Annotated in this window: 4 protein-coding genes; all 4 read left to right on the top strand. The window is 50.3% G+C overall.

Annotated elements, in window-relative coordinates:
• A partial coding sequence (locus DOM54_RS19850; protein WP_162619950.1) for a hypothetical protein occupies window positions 1–994 on the top strand: 994 nt, incomplete at its 5' end.
• 2 nt (window positions 995–996) lie between these two features.
• Window positions 997–1,851: a tetratricopeptide repeat protein gene (locus tag DOM54_RS19855; RefSeq protein ID WP_110717986.1), complete on the top strand. Its 855-nt coding sequence runs from the start codon at window positions 997–999 to the stop codon at window positions 1,849–1,851.
• Window positions 1,852–1,943: 92 nt separating this feature from the next.
• Window positions 1,944–3,200 carry a hypothetical protein gene (locus DOM54_RS19860; protein ID WP_110717987.1) on the top strand — a complete coding sequence of 419 codons (1,257 nt, stop codon included), beginning with the start codon at window positions 1,944–1,946 and terminating at the stop codon, window positions 3,198–3,200.
• 1 nt (window position 3,201) lies between these two features.
• Window positions 3,202–4,050 (top strand): tetratricopeptide repeat protein, encoded by an 849-nt coding sequence (locus DOM54_RS19865; RefSeq protein ID WP_162619951.1) that lies wholly within the window; start codon window positions 3,202–3,204, stop codon window positions 4,048–4,050.
• Window positions 4,051–4,354: the final 304 nt, after the last annotated feature.

The following is a 4,354-nucleotide window of genomic DNA, read 5'->3' on the forward strand; positions in this document are numbered from 1 at the left end:
GGAGGGCGCTGACTGGAGTAAGATCATCGGCTCGGGTGTCAGCGTGGCGAGTGGCGCGATGGCGGGGATCGAAGGCTACCACAAGATCCGCATGGCGAGCCTGGGCCTGTCGACAGAAGGTGCGGTGATCGGTGGGATTAAATGGGCCTTTGTCAGTGACGTGCTCGGCGCGGCGGGTGGCATGATCTCGATCTGGGATGGCCTGAAGAAATTGACGGAAGCCAACGAGGCCAACAAGACAGGCCAGAGTCTTACCGGCCACTATGGCATGATCGTCGGCGGGGTTGGGGTTATCGCCTGTATCGCCTCGATCGTCGTGATCAGCGCGAGTACGGGTGTTGGGCTCGTCGTAGGCGTGTTTTTCGGGATTCTGACGCTACTGCTGGGTTATGCATTCGTGGCCATGGTATCCCCTGCGGTGCAGATGTGGGTGAACCGCAGCATTCTCGGTAAGCCATCGGAACGAGAAGATATGCAGGTCCTGCCGTTCGACGACATGGCGTCCGAGCAAAGTTCGCTGGAGATGGTTTTCCAAGGGGTGTTGGTAGAACTGTCTTGGTCGCCGGTGAGGCCGGATACAAATCAATATGTTGAGTCTCCTTATGATATTGATATGGAAGGTTTAAAAGCAGCCACTGAGGAAGCCTTGGGGAAAGTTGAAGTGAATGTGAAGGTTGCTTTTCCTGATGTAAGGGGCATTGTTTTTGAAGTCGCGTTATCTAATAAAATGTCTGGTGAGGTTTTTTTTGATTGGAGATATCAGCTTGCGCGAGCTGGTTCGGCAGCGGATGGCGGATTAAATCAGCCCTCTTATAGTTCCGAGGGGTCTAAGCCTGAACTGGTTGAGTCCAAGGGTGATCTTAATTTTGAGTGGAACAATGAGCTTTCTAAAGCTTTAGTTGGGGATAAGGTTACCTTTGAAGTGTCTTTCTACAAGGCTGTAGGGGGGGGCGCTATGATGCGTTACTCAGATGCGTTTGTTTTGGAGTTTTGACAATGAAAAAGATTGCTTTTTTTGTTGCATTTTTTGCATTTGCTTCTATTGTTTCTGCAGATGTGCTTTTTAAAGACCCCGAAGGCTTCGAGCTTGATAAAAAATATCGGAGTATGGAGCCCTCTGACATCGTTAGAAATGCAGGGGCGCGAGATAAGGAGCTTGAGTATATCTCGGCCCTTTTGTACTTGAAAGGAGATGAACGTCTTAGAGTGTCGAAGGATTGTAAGGTTGCAGTCGCTTTGCTCAACGACGTTTGGAATAGGGGCGGGGCTGATGCGGGATATACCCTTTCTACTATGTATTACAAAGGGGAGTGCGTTGATAAGGATGTTGGAGAGGCTAAGCTACTCCTAGTGAAATCTGCTAGGAAAGGGTATCTGTTAGCTCAGCGTGAGCTAGGCCGTTCCTACTGGGGAAGAGGTCAGTTGAATGCTTTTCCTAAAAATATGGAAAAAGCTATTTTTTGGTTGAAGATGGCAGGTGAGTCCGGAGATGGTATATCTTCTGCCAATTTGTCTTATATATACCTAAAGGGGCTTGGTGTTAAGAAGGATGCGGAGAAATCCTTTGCTTGGAGGAAGAGGGCTGCTTTTTCGTCGGATAACTACGGAGGCGGGATAGGTGGTTTTTTGCCTCTTGCTGAATATTATGAAAAAGGGATTGGTACAAGCTCAGATCTTGTTCAAGCCTATAAATATTACGATCTCAGTGGAACTGCTGGTGCTAAGGGTAAACAACGCATTGCCAAAGAAATGACCCAAGAGCAGATCGACGAAGCTCTTCGTCAGTCCAAAGAGTGGCAGAAAGAGCACGATGTTCAGGTGGGTGGTGGTTTTATTCGTCGCACCAATTGAGATGGTTGTTTTGCCAAGATTCCGTCGTATGACGTTAGAATTAAAACCCATGGCATTGGCCATGGGTTTTTTATTGGAATTTCTCCGCCCTTATGGCCGATAGCGACAGAACGGTACGGATTGCCTTGCCGGTCTACGTGGATATCAACGCGGTGACGGGGGCGAGTGGCGAACCTCTCGCCCTGCCAGGCAGCTATACGCCGGAGGATGAACAGCAGCGCCTGGGTGATCTGGCGCAGAACGCCCGCGATATCGGCAACACCCTGCTCAGCGCCCACAAGGGCAGTGGCCAGGTCGCCGGTGCCTGCCTGGTGCTATGGAGCCTGATCGTCTCCTGGCAAGAAGGCGCCTTCGTGGACGATCAGGAGGGGGCTGACTGGAGCAAGATCATCGGCTCGGGTGTCAGCGTGGCGAGTGGCGCGATGGCGGGGATCGAAGGCTACCACAAGATCCGCATGGCGAGCCTGGGCCTGTCGACAGAAGGTGCGGTGATCGGTGGGATTAAATGGGCCTTTGTCAGTGACGTGCTCGGCGCGGCGGGTGGCATGATCTCGATCTGGGATGGCCTGAAGAAGTTGACGGAAGCCAACGAGGCCAACAAGACAGGCCAGAGTCTTACCGGCCACTATGGCATGATTGTCGGCGGTGTTGGGGTTCTCGCTGGCATTGCTTCTATCGTCGTGATTAGCGCGAGTACGGGTGTTGGGCTCGTCGTAGGCGTGTTTTTCGGGATTCTGACGCTACTGCTGGGTTATGCATTCGTGGCCATGGTATCCCCGGCGGTGCAGATGTGGGTGAACCGCAGCATTCTCGGTAAGCCATCGGAACGAGAAGATATGCAGGTCCTGCCGTTCGATGACATGGCGTCCGAGCAAAGTTCGCTGGAGATGGTTTTCCAAGGGGGGTTGGTAGAACTGTCTTGGTCGCCGGTGAGGCCGGATACAAATCAATATGTTGAGTCTCCTTATGATATTGATATGGAAGGCTTGAAAGAAGCTGCTGAGTTGGCGAGTCAGCAAATTGAGATAAATCTGAAAGTGACGATTCCTTTGTCTGGTGTGTCTGCCGTTTATTTGCAATTTTTGGCGGTGGATGTCGGAGAGTCTCTTTTTGACTGGTCTTATGAGGGTTTGAATGTCGACTCGTCAGAAACGGCAGGTGAAAGATTTGGTGAGGTGTTGAGCGCTTCAGGTAAGCCAGGCTTTGTAAAGATAGGTGGTTGTCGAGTTCTTGAGTGGAAGCATGTTTATTTAAGGGATGATATAGGTGATGATCTCCGTTTGTCGATTCGGCTGAGTTCTCATGATGCGCTTGCAATCAAGCGTGATGTTTTTGAAATGGAGGTGTGATATGAGATGGTTTTTTTCTTTTTTGTCGTTGTTTTTCTTTCACTCGGCTTTTGCCGGCATCCTTTTTCAAGACCCAACCGGGGATGAGCTGAATTCTGCTATTAAAAATATGTCCTTGTCTGATATTGAGGGGATGGCGGAAGATGGTGAAGGAAAAGGGGAGTATTATCTTGGCTTGATTTACTTGAATGGTTCTAAGCAGTTTGGGGTTGAGAAAAGTTGTGATAAATCATCTGAGTTATTGCGCCATGCATGGCAAATGGGGGTTGTGGATGCAGGCTATATGCTCTCTGTGATGAGCTATCGTGGAATTTGCGTAGAGAAAAATTTTGACCGTGTAAAGGAATTGGCTCAAGAAACGGCCGATGAAGGATATTTGCTATCCCAGCGTATGCTTGGTCGTGCTTATTTGGGTAGTGAGTGGAAAGGATTGTATAAAAAAAATCTTGATAAGGCCGTATGTTGGCTTAGCAAGGCTGGTGAGTCTGGCGACAGCGAGTCGGCCGCAAAGCTTTCTTATTTATATCGTGAGGGTGTCGGTGTAAAGAAGGACGAGGAGCTGTCTTTTTATTGGCTAAAAAAAGCCTCTTTTTCAAAGTTTGATCCTGGGGAGATAATATATTTTCCCAGCCTGGCAGAGTATTATGAGAGTGGGGTCGGCACAGAAGCGGATCTTGTGCAGGCCTATAAATATTATGATCTCAGTGGCTCCGCCGGCGTTGATGATAAGCAGCGCATTGCCAAGGAAATGACTCAAGAGCAGATCGACGAAGCTCTTCGTCAGTCCAAAGAATGGCAGAAAGAGCACAATGTTCAGGTAGGTGGTGGTTTTATTCGTCGCGCCAACTAAGACTGTTATTTTGCCAAGATTGTGGCATGTGACTTTAGAATTAAGACCCATGGCATTGGTCATGGGTTTTTTATTGGGATCTCTCCGCCCCGGTTGCGGAGAGCAACAGAACGGTACGGACTGCCTTGCCGGTCTACGTGGATATCAACGCGGTGACGGGGGAGAGTGGCGAACCTCCCGCCCTGCCAGGCAGCTATACGCCGGAGGATGAGCAGCAGCGCCCGGGTGATCTGGCCCAGAACGCCCGCGATATCGGCAACACCCTGCTCAGCGCCCACAAGGGCATTGGCCAGGTCGCCGGTGC

The sequence above is a fragment of the Salinicola acroporae genome (assembly GCF_003206615.1).
In the GTDB taxonomy this organism is placed as follows: Bacteria; Pseudomonadota; Gammaproteobacteria; order Pseudomonadales; family Halomonadaceae; genus Salinicola; species Salinicola acroporae.